This is a genomic window from Clostridium sp. CS1-1 (assembly GCF_056135525.1).
Window position 1 is genome coordinate 1,092,270 of record NZ_CM148680.1, and the last position, 25,051, is coordinate 1,117,320.

Genomic DNA, 25,051 nt, shown 5'->3' on the forward strand with positions numbered 1-25,051 from the left:
CATGGATAAGGCTAAAATTGACACAAAAGAGCTTTTTTCTTTGATGGTATTATTTGAGCTTGGAAGTGCAATTGTAGTTGGGCTTGGAATGAAAGCAAAGCAGGATGCATGGCTGGCAATTCTACTAGGAATGATAGGAGGAGTATTTCTAGCTGTTTTATATTTCTATCTATATAAAAAGAATTGTAACTTGTCTCTAACAAGTCTCTGTAGAAGAGTTCTTGGAAAGTATATTGGTGTTTTTATTGGGGTAATATATATATCATATTTTACCTATTTAGCAGGGAGGGTTTTGAGAGACTTCGGAGAGCTTTTGGTTTCAACAGCACTTCTAGGCACACCTATAAATGTTATTGAAATTCTTATGATGCTTTCAATCAGTTACGGCTGCTATTTGGGGGTAGAGGTAGTTGGAAGAGCAGGAGAAATATTCTTTATAGTTTTTATGTTTCTTGGAACAGCCTTCTTTACAATTATGTTTGCTTCTGGAGTAATTGAATCCAATAACTTTTTTCCAGTTTTGGAGGAAGGGGTAAAACCTGTTTTAACTACAGCATTTCCTTTGACGCTAACATTTCCATTTGGTGAAATAATTGTGTTTACTATGTTATTCCCTTATTTAAATGAATCTAAAAAGGTGGGAAAGACAGTTATTTTTGCGGTACTATTTAGCGGCATTATTCTAACGACTGTTATAGCTATTAATATAGGGACCATTGGGGCTGCTATGGCAGCAAACTCTACATTTCCGCTCTTAAAAGCCCTAGAGAAGGTAAGTTTTGGACACTACTTTCAAAGGATGGATCCAATTGCTATATTAATGCTAATTATTGGTGGATATTTTAAAATTTTAATATTCATGTATGCTTCATTAATGGGAATTAGAGATATATTTGGTGTTAAAGATTATAGAAAATTTATAATTCCGCTTTATTTTATTATTGTAATTTTATCTATAATAATGGCTAGAAATTTTACGGAACACTTGGAGATTGGTCTCAAAGTAGTGCCAAAGTATGTGCATATTCCCCTTCAGGTAGGCATACCAGTGCTTCTTGGTGCAGCAACTTATATTAAGGGAAAAAAAGAAGGGCGAAATAGCAATGTTAAGTAATGAGAAGATAGGAAAATCAGGATTTAAAGTATTTGTAATTTTAACTTTTATCGGAACTTCTGTTTTAAATATACCGGGCACATTAGTTGGAAAAGCAAAGCAGGATGCGTGGATAGCTTCCATAGTCGGAGTTATAGTTTCTTTATTTATTATAGGTTTTTATAATATTGTAGCACAGAGAATGGTAAATATCACCCTAGTACAATATTCTCACAAAGTATTAGGTGAAAAGCTAGGAAGAATAATTTCCGTGTGGCTTGTTTTATTTTTCGTATTCAACTCTGCGTCTGTATTGTATATTGTAGGTACTTTTATAACAACAAATATTATGGTGGAAACCCCCTCAATTGTAGTTAACTTATTATTTATGTTAGCAGTTATTGTTGGGTGTAGACTGGGAATTGAAGTTATAGTACGTTCAGCAGAGGTTTTATTTCCTTGGGCAATTTCCGGATATGTTATTCTAATTTTTTTCTTATTGCCTCAGTTAGAACTTAAAAAGCTCCTACCTTTATTTGAAGTAGGGTTAAAACCTATATTTCATGGAGCTTTATTATTTGAAGCCTTCGTTCCTTTGACCTTTATAGCTTTTTTAATGATTTTTCCAGTATCCACTAATAACTTGGAGGAAGAGAAACAGTCTTTTTATATGGCAGTTTTAATTGGAGGAATATTGATCATCATTCAAACTGTTGTAACTATTGCAATTCTAGGCGTAGAGTCAGCAAGTAGACATTTGTATCCTAGCTATGCCTTAGCGAGAAAGGTGGCTATAGGGTATTCCTTTGAGAGAGTAGAAGCAATTATTGCGATGGTATGGATAGTTAGTATATTTTATAAAACCAGTTTATATTTTTACGCATCAGTTGTAGGAGCTGCACAAATTTTTAATTTAAAGGATTATAAGTGCCTAGCTCTTCCTTTAGGGATAATTGTTGTTGTACTTTCACAGGTAATATATCCTACTGTAAATTATGAAATGAATTGGGATAGTACTACATGGGTACCTTATGTTTTAACTAATGCAATACTTATTCCATTGTTACTGTTGGTTATAGGTAAATTTAAAGAGAGGAGAAGGCAATAGTTTATGTAGAATATTAAGCCATACGAGTTATTACCTTCTCTTTAATTTAAAGAGAATAAAGAGCGGGTAGTCATCGGATAAAATCAAGGAGAAAAGTTGTTAAATGACATGACTATAAGAAAAATTTATAGTTGCATAAGTGAGTATTTTAAAACGTAATTGTACAAGTTTTGTATAGTATTGTAAAATGTTGTTGAATATGAAATTAATAATGATTTTACATAGTAAGGGGAGAATTAGTTATGAAAAAATTTATGACAGCTTTATTAGCAGGACTTATGGCAGTTTCATTAACAGCTTGTGGGCAAAAGCAAGCAACAGATAACTCTAAGAAAGAAACAGCTCAAAAAGAGTTTAAAATAGGAGCAATTCCAGACCAAAGTGCAGCAGAATTAAATCCTAATATGGAAGCTACAGCAAAATATCTTAGTGCAAAGACAGGCTTAAATGTTAAGTTTGTTCCATCTAATGATTATGCAGCTTTAGTTACTGCCTTTGAAAGAGGCGAAATGCAAATGGTTTGGTTTGGTGGACTTACAGGAGTTCAAGCAAGAGCAGTAGCACCAGGAGCTGAAGCTATCGCACAAAGACCAAGAGATTCAAAATTCCAATCAGTTTTTATAGCACAAAAAGATTTAAATGTTGCTAAGTTAGAAGATTTAAAGGGAAAAACTTTTACTTTTGGTAGTGAAAGTTCAACTTCAGGAAGCTTAATGCCACGTTACTTCTTAATGAAAGCAGGCATTGATGCAGAAAAAGATTTTAATGGCAAACCAAATTATTCAGGTTCACATGATAAAACAATTAAACTTGTAGAGTCAGGAGCTTTCCAAACTGGAGCTTTAAATATATCTGTATGGGAAAAAACTATTAAAGAAAATAAAGTTGATTTAAATAAAGTTAAAGTATTCTATACAACACCAGAATATTTTGATTACCACTGGACAATTAACAAATTAGATAACATAGATAAGGTATATGGAGAAGGAACTAAGCAAAAAGTTAAAGATGCATTACTTTCTATGGGATCTGACAAAAGTGAAGATGCAGTAAAAGCTTTAAAATTCTTCCAAACTGATAAGTTTGTAGAAACTAATAATGATAATTATAAGGCGATTGAAGAAGTTGGAAAAAAGACAGGTATGATTAAATAGAGAGATAATTTAATATACATAGATAAAATAGATACTTAATTTAATATTAAGTATCTATTTTATCTATGTAAACGATGGGTGAGATTATGAAAAATATATTTGAACTAAAAGAAATATCAAAGGTATATGAGAAGAAAACAGCGTTAGCTCCTCTTTCTCTTACTATTAAAAAGGGAGAGATAGTTGCTTTAATTGGTCCAAGTGGAGCAGGAAAAACAACACTATTAAATACTTTAGCTAATATTCTTAAACCTAGTGCTGGTGAATTGATTATTGATGGTATATTAGCAGGTGAATATAAAACAGGAAAACAATTAGCAAAGAAGGTAGGGATAATTCGTCAACAGTTTGATTTAGTGGGCCAGTTGCCTGTGATTCAAAATGTTTTGGCTGGTCGTCTTGCTGATTGGGGATTTTTTAAGTCTTTTTTATCTTTGCTTATTCCTCAAGAGAAGGATATAGCGGCTAAGGCTTTGGAAAGAGTAGGATTACTCCAAAAAATTTATGAGAAAACTTCCAGTTTATCTGGTGGAGAGCAGCAAAGAGTAGCAATGGCACGATTACTAGTTCAAAAACCGGAAATTATTTTAGCTGATGAGCCAGTAGCTTCTTTAGACCCAGCTCGTGCTGAGGACATTTTATCTATGTTAACGATGCTTGTAAGAGAAGAAAATCAGACCCTTGTAGCTAGTATGCATAGCGTTGAATATGCAAAAAAGTATTTTACTCGTATAATAGCGCTTAGAGAAGGAGAAGTCTATTTCGATCTTCCAACAGAAAAAGTTACTGAGAGACACTTATCTGAGCTTTATGATTTAAAGGAGTTGAAAAAAGATGCATAATCTCAAGTCTGCTCTGGAATTTCATAAAAAGAATTTACTTACGTTATTGCTTATCCTAGTTTTTATATGGAGTTTGTTTTCAGTGCATTGGGGACCAGAGCTTTTACATCCCGGTGGAAAGGTTACTATTGTTCAGGTTGTAGAATCCCTACTTAAGCCAGATTTTTCTCCTCAAATCTTAGAAACAGCAGTTATTGCAGCTTGGAGAACTCTTGCTTACGCTGTTGCAGGTATGACACTAGCATTTATTATTGCAATAATATTTGGTGTTTTAGCATCGGGGGTTTTATGTTACAGTGAAGTAAACCGTCGTGTTTTTAAGACAGCATTTAGAGGAGTACTTGGTTTTATGCGAGCAATCCATGAATTGATTTGGGCATGGCTTTTTGTGGCAGCTATCGGATTGACTCCATATGCTGCAATTTTTGCTTTAGCCATTCCTTATGGTGGAACTCTTGGCCGTATATATGCAGATATACTTAATGATGTTCCAAATGAACCTATAAAAGCTTTAAGAGCATCCGGAGCATCAAGATTACAAGTCTTAATGTATGGTTATCTACCAATAGCTAAAATAGATATGCTTAGCTATACCATGTATAGACTTGAATGTGCTGTTCGTTCTTCGACAATTATGAGTTTTATTGGACTAGGAGGACTCGGTTATCAGATTCAATTGGCGCTACAGGACTTGAACTATAATGTTATGTGGACATATATGTTTTTTCTAACAGCACTTGTAGCATTAATCGACCTTTGGAGTAATCTTCTTCGAAGGAGGCTTGTAATATGAAACAGGAAATAATTATACCAAAGAAACAAATAAAGTTTGATTTTATTAAGTTTTCAGTCTTACTACTCATAGCAATAATAATTGGATCTTGGATATTTATATATAAGGTTGATAATGCAGATTTCTGGGGTCTATTTTCTGAAGATAATATGAATTATGCAAAGAAGTTTTTTAATGGATTACTAGGAATGGGTGAAAAAAGCCCAGCATTTTTGGATGTTGAGAGCTGGAAAAACGCATTAAAGCTTACCTATGAAACTTTACAGATGAGTGTTATGGCTATAGGCTTTGCAACCATAGGGATGCTCATTACAGTAATTCCTGCTGCAAGAAATGCTGCTGACGGAACATTGACACTATCAAAAAAGTGGTATAGTTCTCTCTTATTTGGAATAATGAGAGCTCTATATATTTTTTCAAGAGCAGTTCCTGAGTTAGTTTGGGCAATGATTATAGTTTTCATTTTTAAGCCAGGTATTTTGCCAGGAGCAATAGCTCTAGCACTACATAACTTCGGGATACTAGGAAAACTATGTGCAGAGGTAATAGAAGATTTGGATTTACGCCCTATTAGAAACCTTGCTTCCTGTGGAGCGAGTTCAGGACAAATACTTATTTATGGAGTAATACCAACGGTTATGCCAAAGTTTCTTACTTATATTCTTTATCGTGGAGAAGTAATACTTCGTACAACTATAGTAGTAGGATTTGTTGGTGCTGGAGGACTTGGACAGCAGTTTAAACTTAGCATGAGTTATTTTAAGTATACAGAAATAACTTTACTTTTGATCTGTTATTTATTGATGGTATTTCTAGCAGATTTAGTATCTGAAGGTGCGCGTTGGTTTAGTGAGTAGAATTATATAGCAAGCTTAAAATAAACATCAGGTAGGATTTTAATCCTGCCTGATGTTTATTTGTTTTTTGATTCTATAACAATTATTAGTTAGTAGTATATACGAGATTTTCTTAGGTATTAAAGTAAATGCCTCCAGTAATAGGTAGCAAATTAGCTTATCCGTCATAATATATAGAAAAGTTAATTAAAGTAGTAACTTTTTAATATTATAAGCTTAACTGAAAAACAGGAGGAAAAAAAGATGAGCAACACACTGATAATAACCCTAGTAATACTATATGCAATTTGGTGTTATAGGCATGAGGAAGAATTAGAGAATGGCGAATACAATACTTTAAGTTTTTATAGAGTCTCAAAAATACACCATAAAGGGCCACAAAGATTGCCAAAGCATATCCATCAAAGACCTCCACAACATGGAAATGGAAAAATTCCACCGCCACCACCACCGCCACCAAACCTTGGAAAGCCATGGCAAGATGGTAATGTGATCGCTCTTTTTGCTATATTAGTAATTGGAAGTTTAGTTATATCAGTATTTAATATAGCTGCAGCAACAATATTTGTATTTGTTATGACAATGATAATTATTTTCTTAAGACCAAGGGATATAAATGAGGCATATGCCGCCTCTGCTGGAGCTATAATGGTGCTTTTAATTGGAGTTGTAAATTATGCTAACTTACAGGATATTACACACAAAATTGGGGGTGCTTCAATTACTATTATTGCAACAATTGTAATGGCAGTTATATTAGAAAGTTTTGGTTTCTTTCATTGGGTTGCTGCTGCACTAGCAAGACTTGCAAAGGGGTCTGGCTATAGATTATATTGGTATATACAGTTTCTGTGTTTTTTTATGACACTACTTTTTAATAATGATGGAAGTATATTGATTACTACACCTATTCTTATATTATTGCTTAGAAACTTTGGTTTCAAATATCCTCATGAGATGATACCTTATCTTTTAAGTGGAGCATTGATTGCAACAGGGTCAAGCACACCTATTGGAGTAAGTAATATTACAAACCTGATTTCACTAAATATTATTAATATGAATCTTTACAAATACACTGAGATGATATTTGTGCCAGGTACACTTGGACTTCTATTCATGTCTTGTTTAATGTTTTTAGTATTAAGGAAAAGGCTTCCTCGTACACTTCCGAAAGCATCAATGGAATTAGATGAAATGTTTTTTACAAAAGAGTTTCACCCTCTAAAAGGAAGTATTACTCTTGATACGAAACAAAAAAGGACAAGTTTCATGATGAAGATTTTAGCCTTTGTATTTTGTATCCGAAGCTTATTATTTGTTGCATCTTACTTCAGATTTCCGATTGAAATTGTTGCTGTAACGGGTTCATTAGTTCTTCTTATAGTAAGGTGGTATTATTTAAGGACAAATCCAAAGGATATTATAAAGAAGACACCTTGGCACATCTTACTGTTTGCATTCTCGATGTACGTGATTATTTATGGCTTAAATAATATTGGATTAACAGAATATCTTGTAAAATTCTGTGAGCCAATTGTAAGCCAAGGATTATTTCATGCAAGCTTTGTAATGGGAGGGCTAGTTTCTTTTCTATCCAATATATTTAATAATCATCCAGCATTAATGATAGGTACCATTACACTAAGTAATATGGGGTTGGACCCAATCACGCTAAAAACAATGTATCTGGCAACCATTATCGGAAGCGATATAGGGTCACTTCTTCTTCCAATTGGAACACTTGCTTCGTTAATGTGGATGTTCATACTTAAGAAAAATGATATTAGAGTACCATGGAGGGAATATATTAACGTAACAATTATAGTTATACCTTTAACAGTACTATTTACTTTATATCTATTGTACTACTGGATTCAAACAATGTTTGTTTAAATCTTAAATCTATAAGTCTTAGAATAAATTTTTACTTGAATAAAATGTAATATACTTATGAGAAAGCCTATTTCTAGTAATAGAAACAGGTTTATTTACATTCTTTGCAAACAGAGTTCTTAGTGCCTTTGACACTTAGAAGTCGTTATCGAGGGACGTAGCCGCTCTTTACCCCTAGGGATATTAGAGCGGCTAGTCATCGGATAAATTCTTAAAACATTTTTCAAAACTTTCTTTATTACAGAAGGAACAGTCCTCTAACTCAGATTTCCTTTTTAGTCCTATTGAAAAGTCATTAAGCAATTTAATGCATTGTACTCGTTTGTCTTCAGTGATTTCAAAAGATACTCCATATTTAAAAATTCCTTCACTTATGACTGTTTTTCTTACAATTTGACCTTCAAGGTAAACTTTAGAGCTTAGTAGCTTAGTTCTGAATTTAAAAACCACATTATCTTTCACAGGAAAATCTAAATCAGAAGTAAATAATAGACCACCAGGTCCTATATCATTAATGCATACTTTTGAGTAACCAATATTTATTTTTTCACCATTTATTTTAACTAGAGTTATTTCAGAGCATAAAGGAATATCTAAATACACCCTAAAGAACTGACGCTTATTTTGTTTATGAACTCTTTTATTTAACTGCGAATTATTAGACATCGTTAGCGCCACCTCCAGTAAGTTCTCATCTTAATTTCATATATGTTAAGTAAAGACTTCATAAATTTAATAGCATAAATAGAGTTCTTAGTGTCTTTGACACTTAGAAATCGTTATCCAGGGATGTGCAGCTCTTTACTTCTGGGAATATTAGAGCTGCTAGTCATCGGATAAACAGAGTTCTTAGTGTCTTTGACACTTAGAAATCGTTATCCAGGGACGTGTAGCTCTTTACTTCTGGGAGTATTAGAGCTGCTAGTCATCGGATAAACAGAGTTCTTAGTGTCTTTGACACTTAGAAATCGTTATGCAGGGACGTGCAGCTCTTTACTTCTGGGAGTATTAGAGCTGCTAGTCATCGGACAAATTAATGTCTCATAGTATATTATATGAATTTTTAGGTCTTTTTGCAATTTAGACTAGGTATTAAGTTTCCATAAATTAACCAAGATAACTTTGATAATTGCATATACTGGTACTATTACAAAAGCTGCAACAGAACCACCTAAGGATATGGCACCTATAACTAGCACTATATCAGTTAAAGGATGAATTTTCATTACACTTGCCATGATTGCTGGTACAACAACCCTTCCCTTTAAGGTTTGAACTATTATAAATGTAATTGCAAGCTTTATAACCATGAAAAAACCTATATTTAGAGCTATAATTGAAGGAAATATCATTGATATGATAAAGCCTACAAATGGGATAAAAGCTAATACAAAGGTAATTGAAGATAGAAGTAGTGAATTTGGCATACCTATTATTTTATATGCAATAAAAATCATAGTACTCAAGGATAAAGCAACTTTGGCTTGACCAGTAACGTATGAACTTAATGCTATATCACTCTCTGAAAGAATTTTAGATAAAACATTTTTGTATTTATTGGGAGATAAGTATAAAATCTTATTTTTAAACTTTTCTCCATCTTTAAGAAGATAGAATAAAATTACTATTATCAAAAAAATTTTAGAAAAAGTATTCATTACGTAACGTACAGCGGCTATAAAATTGCTACCTATGCTTTTGAGATACCTCTGAGCTGTATTAGTAATTGCCTTATACACATCATCAATTTTCACATAACTATTTACCTTGTTCAATATACCATTAACAGAACTACTATTTCCATCAATAGAACTAATATTTGCAGTAATATCTGTAAACTCCTTATTCATTCCATTAAATTGTTGTATTAAATATCTACTAAAATGATAGGATAGGCCAGAAACTATAAACAAGCTTATGGTTAGTGTAAGTAAGGCAGCAATTCCAGATTTTAAACCCTTTTTTATAAAAATAGTATTTAAAGGCCTCATTATATAAAATAAGAATACTGCTATAAGCAGTGGAACTAAGAAGGATTTATATATTAGTTTTATAAATCTATGAATAAAAAACATTTTGCTAAAGAGAATTATTGTCAAAAAGGTTAGATTTAGTATTATTAAACACCTTATTAACTTATTATTCCACATACAATTCACCTCTTTTTGCAGAGTAAGATGGTCATTTTGCTTTCAATAGAGTAAATAACTCTCCTTTAGATTTTTTGACCAGCATCATATATAACTATAGCATTAATATTTTAAAGGAAAATATACACAATGAATTAGAAATTTAGAATATAAAAAATTATTGTAATTTAATTGATTTCTTACTTTAAATACTTTTTCTATAGAAGAATCAGTTTTAGAAAAAGTTAAAATTTAACTGGATATTTATTCACATTATTTGATAAAAGTGGTAAGATATATTTAGTCGAAGCATGTATGGGGGTGTAAAAAGTGGAGAGAAATCCAAGAAAAGGTGGACAAGATGTTAAGAAAATAGTTAAAACAAAGAAGATTGGAAATAAACTTCTTATCGCACTAATATCTATATGTATTATTCCATTATTGTTACTAGGTTTAGTGTCTTACAATAGGACTTATAATATATTGGATAATAAGTTAAAGATAACAACAGAGCAAACTGTTGGAGAGGTAAATAGAGGATTAGATAATTATTTTGAAGCTATGGGTCAACAAGTAGCTATGCTCTCAAATAATATAGATGTAAAGGAAATACAGGCGCATCCAGAGTTTGAGCCTTTCTTAATGCATATTCTCCAAGAGGTAAAAGAAAGTAATAATCAAATTTTGTATGTATATTTCGGAGGCGTTTCTAAAAAAATATTAATTTATCCTAACATAACGCTAGCTCCAGATTTTGATCCAACCTCAAGGCCTTGGTATATGGATGCGGTTAAAAATAAAGGAAAAGTAACCTTTAGTAAACCATATAAGGATATAGAAACGGGGAAAATGATTATTTCAGTATCTAAAACTGTGGAGAGTAATGGACAGCTAATAGGGGTAATTGCTATTGATATTAACTTGAACAAGCTATCTGAGCAACTATCCCAAATAAAGATAGGTAAAGAAGGTTATGTGTTTGTTTCTGACCCTAGTGGTGTAGTATTAGCTCATCCGGACAAAGGTCAAATAGGAACAGATGGAACTACAAAGCAAAGTTACTGGAATGAAGTAAAACAAAATGAAAAAGGATTTATAAAGTATAAATACACTGTTAATAACAAGAATAAGTTTGCAAGTTATACTACTAACAAGCAAACTGGATGGAAGCTTATAGCATCTATGAATGAAGAAGAGCTTTTAGCTGACACTAACGTTATTGGAAGAATAACTTTTATACTTATACTGTGTTCAGGTATAATTGCCATTATCATAGCTATATTTATTAGCAAAGAAATAGGACAAAATATATCAAAGCTAAAAAAGGCTTTCGGAAATGCAGAAGAAGGGGATTTGACAACAAGGGTATCTATAAATTCAAATGATGAATTTTTGCAATTAGGAGATAGCTTTAATGAAATGATGGAGAATATTTCCAACTTAACTAAAAATGTTAAAAACTCCTCTAAGATAATATTAGAAACATCGGGCACCTTTAATACTATGACAGAAGGAGTTTCTGTTTCAGTGAATGGAGTTGCAAATGCAATAGTAGAAATGTCAAAAGGAACCATAGAGCAAGCAAAAAATGCAGAACAGGTGACAATAGAAATTAACGACCTAGCGGATAAAATTGAGATTATTACAGATACAACAAAAGATATGGATGTTATATCATTAGAAACAAATAACTTAAGTAATAAAGGGCTAGAAATGGTAGAGACATTAGCACAAAAATCCAACCATACAAAACTAGCTACCGCAGAAGTAAATAATATAGTTAAAGGAGTTGACAGTAGTACTAAGGCAATAAACTCTATAACAGAAACTATAACTCAAATAACAGAACAGACAAACTTATTGGCTTTAAATGCTGCCATAGAAGCAGCAAGGGCGGGGGAAGCAGGTAAAGGCTTCTCGGTTGTTGCTGACGAAATTAGAAAGCTCGCAGAACAGTCAAGAAGCTCCGCCAAGGAGATAAAGGATATAGTAGAAGAGGTCCAAGGTAAGTCTAAATCTGCAGTCTCCGCTATTAATAAAACAGAAGAATTTGTCAAAGAACAAGAGCGTGCAGTATCAGAAACAAGAGGGATTTTTACTGAGATATTAGCCTCAATAGTAAGACTAACTAATAAAGTTAGTGAAATTAAAGTATCTACAGTAGAAATGGATAGTAGAAAAAATAAGATAGTTCAAGAAATTACAAACATCTCTTCAATAGCAGAGGAGGTAGCGGCGGGGACAGAAGAGATATCTGCTTCAGCTGGAGAAATTTCTAGTTCTATGGATGAATTTTCAGGTTATTCTGATAGACTGAAAGAGTTATCTTCACAGTTAGAGCTAGAGATAAGTAAGTTCAAACTTGATTAGTATAGTTGTCAATAATTAATTTTAGGTAGTTTAAATACAGTGTAAAAGGATACTGTCTATTGATAGTATCCTTTTATATTGAATTATAAAAAAACTTCTTTTATTGCTTTAGCTTAGATCTTTTTTCTAAAACTTTGGCTAAGATCCAAATTATAAAGAAACTAAAAATAAAGGCTAATATTACTACAATAGTTCTAATCTTAGAAGAATTCATTAAGTTCAAAATTAGAAGCCTCCCTAAAGTTTATTTTAAAAGTATGCTTAAGAATATCTAATAATATTTATAATTTACTGTTTTTATAAGTTTATTATGGTAAATTTTGTTGTAAATTCAATATTAAATTAAGGATAGATTTTTGATGATTAAGATAGAATAAGAATATATTTATTTAAGGAGGCGGTTTGAATGATTCGGGAAATGATAGGTGCAAGAACTATGTCATCAATGTTATTTGGAAATAATAAAAGAAAAAGAAGAGGTATGACTGGAGCAATGGGAACAATGGTTGGAATGGGAGTAGCTTATATGGTATATAAATCTATGAGAAATAAAGATGATGAAGAGTAATATCTAAAAAAGGAACTTGGGCTATCCAAGTTCCTTTTTATTATAGGTTTAAAATAGCCCAAGGTATAAAAGTTGTTCTCATATGAGGGATATTTTAAATTGAGAATCAATATTATATAATTGTTACACATTTAACATAAATTATCACTTTTACATATAATTTAATAGTCTAATAATTTCAAAATTGCACAAACTTTTAATGCAAAGATAAAAATTAAGAAATTAAAAAGGAGGAGACAATTATGGCAAACAAAAATAGTAATAGAGTATTAGTACCAGAGGCAAAGGCAGGACTAGATCAATTTAAAATGGAATCAGCTAGAGAAGTTGGAGTAGATTTAAAGGAAGGCTATAATGGAGACTTAACTTCTAGAGAAGCTGGTTCAGTAGGTGGAAACATGGTTAAAAAGATGGTTGAAGCTTACGAGCAAGGTTTAAAATAAAAAGTAATTGAACATAGCTGTAGAGCCTACATCCTAATAAAAAGGTGTAGGCTTTAATTTATAGGTTGCTTTTTATAATCATAAATTTAGTAGTAAAGTTATGATTATGTCTTCTAAAGGAATTAATTGAAAACTTACGGTATAGAAAATTTACCAAATAAAAAACACTACGCATTACGCTTAGTGCTTTTTTGTGATTAAGTTTCACTTTATATGATATATTTAATGGGAAGGGGGTGTAAGATTTCGGGGGAGAAACCTTACATTATAATTATTGCCAAATAAGTTCCATTTATTCAGTATTTAAATAAATTTAGAGGTTATACAATCCTTAATCTTATTATAAGCATACTGAATCGCTGAATCTAAATTGTTGTTATTTTTTCCACCGCCCTGTGCAGAAAAATCACTTCCTCCACCTTTTCCATCAATTAAAGTAATCGCATCCTTCAAAAGAGAGTTCATGCTGATTATATTTAGGTCTTTTGAACGCATGAACAAAAGCTGTGACTTGTCTTCAGATTTTATTCCAAATAGAATTATAACATTAGGAAAGGATATTAGTTTTGATGCTAAAAGGTTAATATATTTTAAATCACCATTATCATAGACAGATTTAAGTATTCTTATATCGTTTATAGTTTCAGAGGAATTTAGCATATCTTTAACTTCATACTGAGCTATATCTGCCTTTAAAGATGCTCTCTCTGAAAGTGACTTGCTTAACTCACCAGAAAGCGATTTAACCTTGTTTAATATATTATTTTCCTCGCATGATAATATACTTGATATCTTTTCTACGAGTTCGTATTTTGTAAAGTAATCAGAAACTGCCTTTGATCCGGAAATAAACTGGACTCTAGTACCAGTACCTTGTTTTTCCCATTTGATAATTTTTACAATTTGAACTTCTATTGTTGAATCAGGATATAATCCATTGCTTGGGAATATGCCGCAATCTCCAATTTTAACTATTCTAGTTATTTCCAGTGGCTTCGAAAATACTTTTCTTATGGCTAGTTTTTTTAGTTCAGATTTATCTGGATATAGTACTTCTAAATTAATCTTATCTAAGATTAGTTTATTTGCTAGTTCTTCAGCTTTTAGTATCTCATCTCTTCCTAGAATTTTATTAATGTCCATATATGAATGATCTTCTCCGAGTTTAAATTTAACTGTAGTTGTACTAAATAGCTCAGAGAAACAGACTGAAACTATATGCTGTGCAAGATATTGTTGCATATAATGATATCGTCTTGCCCAATCTATGCTGCACTTAACCCTATGTATTTTTAAAGGCTTTATCAAAGTAACATGATATATTTTATCATCTTCCTCATATACGTCTATTACAGGTATAGAGTTTATATAGCCAATATCATTTGGTTGATTTTCATCTCCAGGATAAAAGCATGTTTTGTCTAATTCAATATGATATTTAGTACCCTTCTCTATTACACTTATAATTTCAGCAGTAAAGTCTTTTATGTATGGATTTTCGTAATAAACTTTTTCCAATGTTGAACAACTCCTTTTGATAATATAAATAGAGTTCCCAGAATTAGGCGAAGCCTTAACTCAATCGTATGATCATTAACAGAGTTTTTAGTGTCTCTGACACTTAAAAATCGTTATCCTTTAGAGGAACTCGTTATCCAGTAACATGGTAGCTCTTTAATTTTTATAAAAAGCTGGTAGGTTACAGGATAAGAATCAAAGGTACCCGGTATGTCACCGGATACCTTATTACTTTACCATATTAACAAAAGTATCTACAAGGTTAGGATCAAATTGAGTACCTGAGTTTTTTATTAATTCAGCAATAGTCGTTTCTTTAGTCATAGGTTTTTTATAGGGCCTTTCGTTTAGCATAACATCATAAGCATCAATTATTGATATTACTCTAGAAAGTAAAGGAATCTTTCTTTCCTTAATACCATGAGGATATCCTTTACCATCCCATCTTTCATGATGATACAAGATAAATTCTGAAATATTACTTAAATCTGAAGTAGAGTTTGTAATATTGTATCCAACTTGGCAATGGGTTTTCATTATTTCCCATTCTTTTTCGTTAAGTTTATCCGGTTTTTGAAGAATATTCTTCGGAATAGCAATTTTTCCGATATCATGTAACAATGCTAATAATGCTAATCTGTCAAGATCTACATTTGACAATTTAAGTATACGACCAAACCTAGTTGCCATTTTTTTCATCCGTTGACAGTGTTCATTAGTCTCTGGGGTACTTTCATGTAAGGTTTCTTGGAGCGACGATATAATTGAGCTTCTTAAGCTTTTACTTTCAAGAAGCTTATTGGTATACATATAGTTTTCGGCTTCTTTGAAGGCATCATCTACATTTTGCTCCTTATTTTGAATAATTGAATACCCAAGAGCCATATTAGGCTTAATTGGGATAAGGTCACTTTCTTCACATTTAGTTCTAATATTTGTAATTATTTCACGAGTTTCTGTTTCAGAAGAAAAAGGTGTAACTATTATAAATTCATCGCCACCCCATCTCGCAACTATAGAACTATCCTTACAACTATCTTTTAAAATTTTACTAGATTCTTTCAACAGAACATCACCAATTAGATGTCCAAATGCATCGTTGGCGAGCTTTAATCCATTTACATCCGAAATAATAATACTAATTGGTAATTTATTATTTAATATTAAGATACCTAATTCTTGTTCTAAAAATAATCGATTGTATATACCTGTTAACTTGTCATGATATGTTAGATACTTAATTTGTTCTTCAGCGGTTTTTCTTTCTGAAATATCTCTTACTATGGCACAGCGTACTATATTGCCATCTAGCTCAGCACCTACAGAGCTTACTTCAACGGGAAAGGTGTTTCCGTCCTTACGTTTGTGAATTGTTTCAAAACAACTCCCTTCGATCACAGAGGTTTCTATTTGCTGTTTTGTTAGGTGTCTTGCTTCAATAGACCTTAAATCACTAATTGACATATTTAGCAATTCTTCTTTTGTATATCCATACATTGTGATTGCAGCATTGTTTACATCAATAATACTTTCATCCATGCTAAAAAATAATATTACGTCTTTAGTATTTTCAAAGAGAGCATTAAATTTTTCTAAGGATTGTTTGATTTCTTTATCTTTCTTTACATCCTTAAAAATTGAAACAATGTATTTAGAAGAAAGCTTAAAAACATAATTTTCATTCCAAAAGTTTAAGTTATTCCTCTTATAGTAGGAAATAGGAATTTGCTCGGGAATTCCTGTTTTATAAACTTTTTGAAGCGTATGATAAAGTTTGTATTTTCCTACATTAGGAAATGCGTCTAACATATTTTTACCAATGAGCTCATACCTTTTGAATTTGAGAATCTCTTCTGCAGTTCGATTGAGGTCCTTAATTAAAAATAAGTTATCATCATGAATGACCTCATATATGATGGCACCACTGTTTATATTATGGAAGAGTTCTTTGTAAAGCTCATTTGTAGTTTCATCACTCAGCATATCTTTATTATGCAGTTGAATAATTGGACCTTTTAAAGTTTCCATCTATAATCTCTCCCATTTGTAAATTTTATTCGACTTGTACAGTTAATTATAATAAGAATTATGAATTACCTAAGCTAAGGTTATTAGGCAATAACTTCAAGGATGGTAAGATTATAGTTAACAGATATATTTTGATTTTTAAATCCACAAGAAAAATAATATATCAATAACACTATAATCGTTAATGCAATGAGTTTCTTGAATGGCTAATAAATTAAGAAAGGTTAACAATTGTTGTTAAGATAGCAATTGTTAACCAGTTCTAAGTTTATATTACGTAGATTCAATTATGGATCACAACAAAGAGTGGTGGTATCAGGTATCATATCACTATCATCAAATATAAGCTTATCTTTAAATTTAGTGTATTACTATTATATGAGTAGCATTTTAATTTTGTAGAAAAACGTGTATGTTTGAAATATATTATGTATACTTCATTTTAATATAGGTGTTAATATATATTCCGTTAAGTTTTAGATTATTACATAATGGACACACTTTGATTATTAAAACCAATGCTGATTTAATTTCCATTCCGAACACGATGGTTAAGCTTCACAGTGGCGATGGTACTGCACGGGAGACTGTGTGGAAGAGTAGGTCGCTGCTAGGTTAAACGTAGTTATAAATATAAAGCACTTTTAAAGTATTAAACACTTTAAAACTGCTATTTTTTTAGGAATAAAGGCAAATAATTGGTATATTCGATTATAACTATAGTAAAATATAAGTAAGGGAATACTAATTGAAGGAGAGATAAATAAATGTTTGATAAAGAATCAAAAGATAGATTTAGAGTTTTATATAAACAAGGAAAGTTAACAGGATACAAGATTCTTCAGGATACTGAAACAGGAGTTAACTACTTATATACTTATGATGGCTATTCTGGTGGACTCACTGCATTATTAGATAGAGATGGCAAACCAGTAGTTACAACAGTTGAAAAATAGTATAAATAGAGTAAGTAGTATTATATAGCTAAAGTATTAATATATATCATTAAGATTTAGATTTAACTTAATAATAAAAATTGACGTAAGGAGTGTACAAAAATTGTGAACAAGAAAAAACTGGACGGAACTCATGTTTTATTTTTGGTAATATTTTTAACAGTATTACTTTGGTCAGCAATAAATCCAAAGGATAGTTTCACATGGTTCTTGGAAGTACTGCCTGCTATTATTGGCGTTATTTTTCTAATAATGACATATGCAAATTTTAGGTTCACGACTTTTGTATATGCTCTAATATTAATTCACACTATTATTTTAATAGTCGGAGGACATTACACATATGCTGAAATGCCGCTGTTTAACTGGATAAGAGATGCTTTGGGGCTAAGTAGAAACTACTATGATAGACTAGGACATTTTGTACAAGGATTTATACCAGCTTTTATTGCAAGGGAAATATTGATAAGAAAGTCCTATGTCAAAAGAGGAAAAATGCTTTCATTCATAGTTGTTTGTATATGTTTAGCAATAAGCGCTTCTTATGAACTCATTGAATGGGCAGTTGCTAAGGGAACAGGTACTGCAGCAGATGCGTTCTTAGGTACTCAAGGAGATGTGTGGGATACACAATGGGATATGTTTATGGCGTTAGTTGGTTCAATAGTTTCTTTATCTATATTTTCTAGCGTACATGATAGGAAACTAGAAAGTTTAAGGAGGTAGGGAGTTACCTCCTTAAACTTTCGTATAAAAACATTATTAATATTTTTGTATTGAAGTTATAATAAATCTTTTAAATAACATTACTAAGGGACTGATAAGTTATACACATTGGTGTTTTAAATAGAGGACACTGAATTATTTTTGAATTTATATCAAATACATCTTTAATTAATTTTTCATTTACTATTTCGCTAGGATTACCTTCGGCATAAATCTTTCCATCTTTCACTGCTATCACGTGATCAGCATATCTACAAGCTAAATTAATATCGTGTAGAACAATTATAATAGTTCTTTTTTCAGTTTTATTTAGATTTTTTAATAAGTCTAATACTTCAATTTTATATTTTATATCTAAGTGATTAGTAGGCTCATCTAATAAAATAATATTTGTCTGCTGTGCTAGTGTCATAGCAATCCAAACTCTTTGTCTTTGACCGCCGGAAAGATCGGAAAGCTTTCTATGTCTAATGTCTGATAAACCGGTTTTTTCCAGTGCATAATTTACAATATCCTCGTCTTCCTTATTCCATTGATTGAACCAGCTTTGATAAGGATATCTTCCTTGTTTTACAACGTTAAATACTGTTAAATCAGAAGGTGCAGTTGGAGATTGTGTTAGTATTGCCAGCTTTTTTGCTATTTCTTTTGTAGATCTTTCAAATATATTGATATCTTCTAGAAAGACTTTACCATTTATAGGTTTTAATAATCTAGACATAGTTTTTAATAATGTAGACTTGCCACAGCCATTACTTCCAACTAATATTGATATTTTATTTTGAGGTATAGTAACATTAATATCTTTAAGTATTATATTTTCACCGTAGCCTAAAGTTAAATTGCTAGTAGATAAACTCATTTAGTTTCCTCCTTTAAGGGACTTTTGACTTTTAATTAATAGATAAATGAAGAACGGTGCACCTACTCCAGCTGTAAATATTCCAACAGGTAAATCTAATGGGAAGAATAAGGTTCTTGCAGCTAGATCAGACAACATTACTATTATTCCACCTAGTAGTGTGGAAAGTGGTATTATATTTTCAAAGGATGAACTAGTTAACTTTCTAGATATATGAGGTGCTATTAAGCCTATAAACCCAATTCCACCACCAACAGCTACAGCACCACTGGCTAAAGCTGCACTTAGAATCATAAGAATAAATCGATTCTTTTCTAAAGAACTTCCAAGCCCTTTAGATATATTATCTTCTAAGTTTTGTATATTTAATTCTCTAGTGTGTATTACAGTAATAAGGAAAAGTGCTAAAAACCAAATAGATAAAAGCTTAACATGTGTCCAGTTTGTGCCATATACGGAACCAGTAATCCAAATAGTTGCTTCCTTAATAAAGATTACTGGACCATTAATAAGCAATATTGAAGTTATGGCTTTTGCAGCACCAGCTATGCCTATACCTATTAGTATTAATCTGTAAGGTGTAACCCCTTTCTTAAATGATAGGAAATAAACTAAGAACACTGCTATAAATGCTCCTAAAAAAGCAAATACAGGCATATAGAATATACTAGTTGTTAAGGAGTTATTCTTAGGATCTGTAAATATAGTAAGAAAAACTAGAGCACCAACTGAACCACTATCCACTATACCCATAATACCTGGTTCAGCTAAGGGATTCTTTACTACTCCTTGGAGTATAGCGCCTGAAAGTGCCAAAGAAGCTCCTACTAAAAATGCGGATAATGTTCTAGGGAGCCTTATAGTATTTATTATGAATGAGTTGCCGCCAGCCTCTTTGTCAAACAAGGTTTTTATTACATCTAGTAGGGGGAGATTAGTTTGTCCTATACTTAAACTGAAAAGAAAGCCTAATATAGAAATAATTAGTGTAAGTGTTAGTATTAAAAAACTTCTTTTCTCATATATAAAAGAAAATTTACTTTTTCTAAGTATTAAAAATTTCTTCATTAATTATTTTCCACCTTTCTAGCTATATAGATGAAAAACGGAGTTCCTATTATAGCTGTTAATGCTCCAACAGGAATCTCTTTAGGATAAATTATAAAACGAGAGCCTATATCAGCCAATAATAAAAATATAGAACCTATAACCATGCTATAAGGAATTGACCATTTAAATTCAGAACCAACCAAAGAACGGGTTATGTGAGGAACAATTAGTCCTACAAGCCCTATAGGACCTGCGACGGCTACTGAAGAGCCAGCAAGTACTACTACTAATAGTATTATTTGTGTTTTTAAGAGCTCAGTATTAAGCCCAAGCCCCTTTGCGGTTTCCTCACCAAGTGAAAATATATTTAATTTCCCTGATATAATAAAGGAAAGAATTAAAGCAACAATCATATAAGGAACTACTTTTATTAAAGTATCTAAACTTCTTCCTTCTACAGAGCCTGTTAACCAGTACATGATTTCTTCCATAGTCTTCTGATCCCTATACAATATCATTTGAGTAAATGACATAAAAAAGGCAGAAATTGCAGCACCAGCAAGAGTTAAATCAAAGGTCTGAATAGAACCTCTAAGTCCACCAGCTAAGGAATATACAAGAATTACAGAAACTGCAGCTCCAATGAAAGAAAAAAATATTGTATAGCCTTGAGAAAGCATGGGAAAAAAGCTATAAACAAAGACCATAAGAAAGGCAGCACCGGAATTAACTCCGAGTAGACCAGGTGATGCCATAGGATTTTTAGTAAGTGTTTGCATTAGTAATCCTGAAACACTTAAACTAGCTCCAACAAAAAGAGCAGTTAATGCTCTTGGAACCCTAGAGGTTTTTATGATTATATGCTCCGTATTATTTGCATAATTTAAATATGTATTTATCAAGTCATTAAAGGAAGTTTTTGTGTATCCTAATAAGATACTTCCTAGAAAGCAGATTACTAGAAAAAATAGTAGTGCTGTAAATAATATAAATCTCCATTTTTTGTCTTCTAAGTTTATTGCTGTGTTTATGTTTTTCAAATAACGACACACTCCTTTACTACCAACATTATGTTAACAGACCTACTAAAATTATAGTTTATTGTAAAATAAGTGTCAATGAAAATTATTATCAACAATTAATGAAAATCACTTGCAGTTAAAAAAATCCTGTGCTAATATGTAAAATATAAAAACAATGTAGAGGAGTGTTACCATGAAATTAGCAAAAGTCATAAAATCTTTAGGTGTTTTGGTCGTAGCTTTTTCTCTTTCTGCATGCGCAGGAACTAAAAGTACAGAAAAACCACAGGAAACATCTAATGAAGCAGCAAGAGTTATAGAACATTCTATGGGAAAGACAGAAATTAAAGGAGAGCCTAAAAGAATTGTAGTACTTACTAATGAAGGTACAGAAGCACTACTTGAACTAGGGGTTAAACCTGTAGGAGCAGCTCAATCTTATACAGGAAAACCATGGTACAAGCATATTGAAAAGGAAATGGAAGGAGTTCAAAACTTAGGTTTTGAAAGTCAAATTAACATAGAAGCAGTTGCTGCTTTAAAGCCAGATTTAATTATAGGAAATAAAATGAGACATGAAAAGATATATAATCAATTATCTCAAATAGCACCAACCGTATATTCAGATACTCTAAGAGGAGAGTGGAAAACTAATTTTGAATTCTATGCAAAAGTGCTAGATAGAGAAAAAGAAGGAAAGGAAATAATTAAGAAGTTCGATGATAGAGCTGCGGAGATTTCAAAACTTGCTGGAGATAAACTTAAAACAGAAGTGTCTTTAGTTAGATTTATGCCTGGTAAGACTAGAGTTTACCTAGGAGATACCTTTGCAGGAAATATCCTTAAACAGATAGGGTTTGCAAGACCAGAAAATCAAAGAAGTAATGAATTTACAATAGAAATAGGTAAGGAAAGACTAAAAGAAGCAGATGGAGATGTAATGTTTTACTATACATATGAAACTGGAAATGGTGAAGGATCTACGAGAGAAAAGGAATGGATACAGGATCCAATGTTCCAGAATTTAAAGGCATCTAAGAATGGAAAGGTATATCTTGTTGATGATGTAATATGGAACACTTCAGGTGGAGTAAAGGCTGCTAATCTTATGCTTAACGATATAGAAAACTTTATAAAGTCAAATAAAATATAGAGATAATAATCTAATGTGAAAACATTAAGCAAAAGTAATAGTCATAGATAATGAGAGGGTGAATTCCAGAATTCACCCTCTCATTATACTATTGTTGTAAGTATAGTAATCTTAGCTTATTTATAGTATATAATTCATATACAAGACGTAAGTTGTAACAGTTAATTGTTGTAAAGAAAATAAAAAAGTTCTTGTGTATGACAATGTAGAGGCAAGTGCTGTAGATACAGATAACGTAATTATATAGAAGTTGATGAAACTTACAATAAAGGAGGAGTGAGATGATATGTAAATGTAATAAGCAGAGAATCCTTTAAATATGTGCTCTTATTTGCTATAATAATACAGAAAACTTTGTATTATTACAAAACTATTTTAGGAGGAAGCAATGGATATTCAAGCTCTAAAGCATTTTTATGAGGTAGCAGCTATAAAAAGTATATCAAAAGTAGCAAACCTCTCACATATATCACAATCGGCTCTTAGTCAACAGCTTTTAAAACTTGAAAATGAGCTAGGAGTACCGCTTCTTGAAAGAAGTAATAAAGGTGTCAATCTTACAAAAGAAGGGAAACTTATATTAAAGCATATTGATACAATTACCAATGCCTATGATAGGATGATTGAAGATGTTTCAAGCATAAAACGTGATAATAAAGATAGTAGTTTTACAATATCTTCACCATCCTCTTCAGTAAATTCGATAATCCTTAAAGCTATAATTAATTTAAAGGACAAATATAAAAACTATCATTTTAAACTTAATACAATGTCATATAATAACATTGAATTAGAGTTAGATAATAATCTCTCGGATATAGTTCTAACCTATGATACTATTGATAGGGATAACATAGCTAGCCTAATGATAGGTAGTGATGAATTGATATTTGTGGCCAACCCAGAGATTGAGTTCAATAAAAGCATTTCTATTAAGGATATTCTTCAGTATTCATTTATTTTATTAGGTGATGGACCAGATATTAAAAGGTTGCTTCATTTAGCCCTATTAGAAAAGGGGCATACTATAGATGATTTAAATATTGTATTTGTGGCAAATTCAATCGACATTGCTAAAAGTTCTGTATACCAAGCAAAAGCTATAAGTATTCTTCCAAGCATTTCTGTACAAGATGATATAAATAACGGACGTTTGAAGACATTTAAGGTACAAAATATTAAGATAAGATATGAAATCTTTTTTTCATATAGGTATGAGAACTATAAAAAATTAAAGAAAATAATAGACGATTTCAAAAAGCAAATAAAAGGATTATTAAAATAGCTTACATGCATTAAGAGAAGGAAGTAAAATTAACTGGCGAATAAAAGATACCATTGTTTATAAAAACAATGGCATCTTTTATCTATTAAAAAACTTCTCTTATGTTGGTATTAATAATCCGTAAGAAGCTTTTGTGTGTAATCATAATATACTTACTTATTAATAGGTTCTTATAAGTAGTTTTTCTGTTACTTCTCTCAAAATTCCCTTATATTGATTTTCAGGAAGAGTATCTATTAGATAAAAGGCTTTCTGTGTGTATTTATCAGCAAGTTCTTTTGCCTTAGCTATACCATTATTTTTGCTAACTAGCATTATCAAATCTTTTATATCTTCGTCTGAAAAGCCTTCTTTTACAAAGTAAGGTTCAAAGGCTTTTTTATTTTTATTTACTGCATAAATAAAGGGCAGTGTAAAGATTCCCTGTTTTAGATCGGCTGCAGCAGTTTTTTTTATTATATCATCAGTTCCTACATAATCTAAAATATCATCAATAATCTGAAATGCCATTCCGATATTATGACCTATTTTCCAAAGCTTTCTGCTGAGAGCAGCACTGCAACCACTTTCTGCGGCCCCAATATATAGTGACAAAGAAAATAATTCAGCAGTTTTACCAGAAATTCTACTTAAATAATTTTTTACTGATAATCTACTACTAAACCTTGAGTTAAGTTGATCAATTTCGCCTAAGCAAATCCTAGACATGGAATTACTATCTATTTTAATACTTTGAAGAGTTGCAGAGGAAGCTAAAATCTTAAAACATACGCAAAAAAGAAAATCACCTATATATACAGCATAATCTTTACCGTACTTCGATTGAACAGTCTCTTGACCACGTCTAAGCCTAGCATCATCTATAACATCGTCATGAACTAAAGTAGCCATATGAAGCATTTCAATGACTGATGCTAATGACCTTGATTTTTCTGGAGCATAATTGCCAAAATGAGATGAGATTATAACAAATGCAGGGCGTAACATTTTTCCACCAGAGTGAATCAATTCTTTAATTGAGTTTTGTATCTTCTTATCTTTACATTTAGTATTCTTCTCCATAAGAGAGACAACGGCTTTCAACTCGTCTCGTATATGTTCATATTTATCCCACATTTTATCCATATCATCATTCCTCTACATTAAATTTTTAACAAGTGTATATATGTGGTTATAAACGATTATTGTTTATCGGATA

Annotated in this window: 22 protein-coding genes; 14 read left to right on the forward strand and 8 right to left on the reverse strand. The window is 31.5% G+C overall.

Annotated features, from left to right (window positions below):
• The first annotated feature begins 1 nt into the window (after position 1).
• The 7 genes from AC0N0V_RS04875 (at position 2) to AC0N0V_RS04905 (ending at position 7,743) form a co-directional block, all read left to right on the forward strand.
• Positions 2 to 1,114, forward strand: a complete 1,113-nt coding sequence (locus AC0N0V_RS04875; RefSeq protein ID WP_474462469.1) for a GerAB/ArcD/ProY family transporter — start codon at positions 2 to 4, stop codon at positions 1,112 to 1,114.
• Entirely contained in the window at positions 1,104 to 2,201 is a 1,098-nt protein-coding gene (locus AC0N0V_RS04880; protein ID WP_474462470.1) for a GerAB/ArcD/ProY family transporter, read from the forward strand. Before AC0N0V_RS04875 ends, AC0N0V_RS04880 begins: the two co-directional genes overlap by 11 nt.
• 242 nt (positions 2,202 to 2,443) lie before the next feature.
• The gene (locus tag AC0N0V_RS04885) at positions 2,444 to 3,355 is read left to right on the forward strand and encodes a putative selenate ABC transporter substrate-binding protein (RefSeq protein ID WP_474462472.1); all 912 of its coding nucleotides are present in this window, start codon (positions 2,444 to 2,446) and stop codon (positions 3,353 to 3,355) included.
• A gap of 86 nt (positions 3,356 to 3,441) precedes the next feature.
• Positions 3,442 to 4,197, forward strand: coding sequence for a phosphonate ABC transporter ATP-binding protein (locus AC0N0V_RS04890; protein ID WP_474462474.1), 756 nt, complete (start codon positions 3,442 to 3,444; stop codon positions 4,195 to 4,197).
• An 82-nt stretch (positions 4,198 to 4,279) separates the two neighbouring features.
• The gene (locus AC0N0V_RS04895) at positions 4,280 to 4,990 is read left to right on the forward strand and encodes a PhnE/PtxC family ABC transporter permease (RefSeq protein ID WP_474462475.1); all 711 of its coding nucleotides are present in this window, start codon (positions 4,280 to 4,282) and stop codon (positions 4,988 to 4,990) included.
• Positions 4,987 to 5,847, forward strand: a complete 861-nt coding sequence (locus tag AC0N0V_RS04900; protein ID WP_474462477.1) for a PhnE/PtxC family ABC transporter permease — start codon at positions 4,987 to 4,989, stop codon at positions 5,845 to 5,847. Before AC0N0V_RS04895 ends, AC0N0V_RS04900 begins: the two co-directional genes overlap by 4 nt.
• Before the next feature lie 243 nt (positions 5,848 to 6,090).
• Entirely contained in the window at positions 6,091 to 7,743 is a 1,653-nt protein-coding gene (locus AC0N0V_RS04905; RefSeq protein ID WP_474462478.1) for an arsenic transporter, read from the forward strand.
• A 192-nt stretch (positions 7,744 to 7,935) separates the two neighbouring features.
• Here AC0N0V_RS04905 and AC0N0V_RS04910 read toward each other — a convergent pair whose 3' ends face one another.
• Positions 7,936 to 8,409, reverse strand: a complete 474-nt coding sequence (locus AC0N0V_RS04910) for a PilZ domain-containing protein (protein WP_474462479.1) — start codon at positions 8,407 to 8,409, stop codon at positions 7,936 to 7,938.
• A gap of 419 nt (positions 8,410 to 8,828) precedes the next feature.
• Positions 8,829 to 9,893 (reverse strand): AI-2E family transporter, encoded by a 1,065-nt coding sequence (locus AC0N0V_RS04915; protein ID WP_474462480.1) that lies wholly within the window; start codon positions 9,891 to 9,893, stop codon positions 8,829 to 8,831.
• A gap of 309 nt (positions 9,894 to 10,202) precedes the next feature.
• Between AC0N0V_RS04915 and AC0N0V_RS04920 the strand changes: the two genes are divergently transcribed.
• The 3 genes from AC0N0V_RS04920 (at position 10,203) to AC0N0V_RS04930 (ending at position 13,253) form a co-directional block, all read left to right on the forward strand.
• Positions 10,203 to 12,242 carry a methyl-accepting chemotaxis protein gene (locus AC0N0V_RS04920; protein WP_474462481.1) on the forward strand — a complete coding sequence of 680 codons (2,040 nt, stop codon included), beginning with the start codon at positions 10,203 to 10,205 and terminating at the stop codon, positions 12,240 to 12,242.
• Between the two features lie 406 nt (positions 12,243 to 12,648).
• On the forward strand, positions 12,649 to 12,810 hold the full coding sequence (locus AC0N0V_RS04925) for a hypothetical protein (protein WP_474462483.1): 162 nt from the start codon (positions 12,649 to 12,651) through the stop codon (positions 12,808 to 12,810).
• A gap of 242 nt (positions 12,811 to 13,052) precedes the next feature.
• The gene (locus AC0N0V_RS04930) at positions 13,053 to 13,253 is read left to right on the forward strand and encodes a small, acid-soluble spore protein, alpha/beta type (protein ID WP_474462484.1); all 201 of its coding nucleotides are present in this window, start codon (positions 13,053 to 13,055) and stop codon (positions 13,251 to 13,253) included.
• Positions 13,254 to 13,556: 303 nt separating this feature from the next.
• Here the strand turns inward: AC0N0V_RS04930 and AC0N0V_RS04935 are convergent, their stop codons facing one another.
• Together AC0N0V_RS04935 and AC0N0V_RS04940 are read right to left on the reverse strand one after the other, a co-directional pair.
• On the reverse strand, positions 13,557 to 14,771 hold the full coding sequence (locus tag AC0N0V_RS04935) for an alanyl-tRNA editing protein (RefSeq protein WP_474462485.1): 1,215 nt from the start codon (positions 14,769 to 14,771) through the stop codon (positions 13,557 to 13,559).
• Positions 14,772 to 14,999: 228 nt separating this feature from the next.
• Entirely contained in the window at positions 15,000 to 16,799 is a 1,800-nt protein-coding gene (locus AC0N0V_RS04940; RefSeq protein WP_474462486.1) for a sensor domain-containing diguanylate cyclase/phosphohydrolase, read from the reverse strand.
• A gap of 767 nt (positions 16,800 to 17,566) precedes the next feature.
• On the opposite strand from AC0N0V_RS04940, the gene AC0N0V_RS04945 reads away from it, so the two are divergent.
• Both AC0N0V_RS04945 and AC0N0V_RS04950 read left to right on the forward strand, forming a co-directional pair.
• On the forward strand, positions 17,567 to 17,755 hold the full coding sequence (locus tag AC0N0V_RS04945) for a DUF6440 family protein (RefSeq protein ID WP_474462487.1): 189 nt from the start codon (positions 17,567 to 17,569) through the stop codon (positions 17,753 to 17,755).
• 105 nt (positions 17,756 to 17,860) lie between these two features.
• Positions 17,861 to 18,481, forward strand: coding sequence for a DUF2238 domain-containing protein (locus AC0N0V_RS04950; protein WP_474462488.1), 621 nt, complete (start codon positions 17,861 to 17,863; stop codon positions 18,479 to 18,481).
• A gap of 70 nt (positions 18,482 to 18,551) precedes the next feature.
• Here AC0N0V_RS04950 and AC0N0V_RS04955 read toward each other — a convergent pair whose 3' ends face one another.
• The 3 genes from AC0N0V_RS04955 to AC0N0V_RS04965 are packed head-to-tail and all read right to left on the reverse strand — an operon-like array spanning position 18,552 to position 21,433.
• Positions 18,552 to 19,343 carry an ABC transporter ATP-binding protein gene (locus AC0N0V_RS04955; RefSeq protein WP_474462489.1) on the reverse strand — a complete coding sequence of 264 codons (792 nt, stop codon included), beginning with the start codon at positions 19,341 to 19,343 and terminating at the stop codon, positions 18,552 to 18,554.
• The gene (locus AC0N0V_RS04960; RefSeq protein ID WP_474462490.1) at positions 19,344 to 20,411 is read right to left on the reverse strand and encodes a FecCD family ABC transporter permease; all 1,068 of its coding nucleotides are present in this window, start codon (positions 20,409 to 20,411) and stop codon (positions 19,344 to 19,346) included. It abuts the gene before it with no gap.
• Complete coding sequence (locus tag AC0N0V_RS04965; protein WP_474462492.1) at positions 20,411 to 21,433, reverse strand: FecCD family ABC transporter permease; 1,023 nt, start codon at positions 21,431 to 21,433, stop codon at positions 20,411 to 20,413. Before AC0N0V_RS04965 ends, AC0N0V_RS04960 begins: the two co-directional genes overlap by 1 nt.
• A 175-nt stretch (positions 21,434 to 21,608) precedes the next feature.
• Here AC0N0V_RS04965 and AC0N0V_RS04970 point away from each other — a divergent pair, with 175 nt between their 5' ends.
• On the forward strand, positions 21,609 to 22,568 hold the full coding sequence (locus tag AC0N0V_RS04970) for an ABC transporter substrate-binding protein (RefSeq protein ID WP_474462493.1): 960 nt from the start codon (positions 21,609 to 21,611) through the stop codon (positions 22,566 to 22,568).
• A 388-nt stretch (positions 22,569 to 22,956) separates the two neighbouring features.
• The gene (locus tag AC0N0V_RS04975; protein WP_474462494.1) at positions 22,957 to 23,853 is read left to right on the forward strand and encodes a LysR family transcriptional regulator; all 897 of its coding nucleotides are present in this window, start codon (positions 22,957 to 22,959) and stop codon (positions 23,851 to 23,853) included.
• A gap of 159 nt (positions 23,854 to 24,012) precedes the next feature.
• Here AC0N0V_RS04975 and AC0N0V_RS04980 read toward each other — a convergent pair whose 3' ends face one another.
• A complete protein-coding gene (locus AC0N0V_RS04980) occupies positions 24,013 to 24,978 on the reverse strand; it encodes a polyprenyl synthetase family protein (protein WP_474462495.1) in 966 nt (321 codons plus the stop codon).
• Positions 24,979 to 25,051: the final 73 nt, after the last annotated feature.